Raw genomic sequence first — 501 nt, 5'->3', positions numbered from 1 at the left:
CTATTCGGGTTATCGCTAATTTTGAAAAAGGGAGTGCTCTCGTCGAAGCGAAACCAAAAATCCCGCTCATCATCAAAGGCGATGTTAGCGTTAGGATCTTCATCGAACACTTCCTTCACCTCGGGTGGGAGCTCATCCATAGTGTGAGGTTGCAACAATCGATGGCTTGCCGTGGCAAACTTTTCTAGCTCGCTTTTGGTGTATTCAAGCCCTTTTTCTTCATAGATAGGGGAGAGTAAATCGTAGAAAGCTTGCGAACTGTGTTCTTGAAGTAGGTAGTCATAATCAGTATTGAGCTCATACACGATGAGCTCATAACCTTTCAGACTGGCGAGAAAAAGAATGATCAGACCTAAAAAGCTCTCTAGATATATCCTTCTCATTTATGCGTTCCATGCATCCGGCATTAGTAGGTAGCCTTTGCCGCGTACCGTAATGATTTTTTGAGGTGAGCAAGACGCGTCACCCAATTTCTTTCTAAGCGTTACGATGCGGTTGTCA

The 501-nt window shown here is 44.3% G+C and carries 1 protein-coding gene and 1 pseudogene; both read right to left on the bottom strand.

From position 1 onward, the window contains the following. Positions 1–383 (bottom strand): annotated as a pseudogene (locus R7Z47_RS27105) (two-component sensor histidine kinase); the annotation flags it as partial. Next, positions 384–501 (bottom strand): winged helix-turn-helix domain-containing protein (locus tag R7Z47_RS27100; protein ID WP_225463093.1); only part of this gene is annotated, 118 nt, incomplete at its 5' end.

Source organism: Vibrio sp. 1641, assembly GCF_033339995.1.
GTDB lineage: Bacteria > Pseudomonadota > Gammaproteobacteria > Enterobacterales > Vibrionaceae > Vibrio > Vibrio alginolyticus.
Note: the sequence above shows the minus strand (reverse complement) of the source record. Positions and strands in the feature narration are given on the sequence as shown.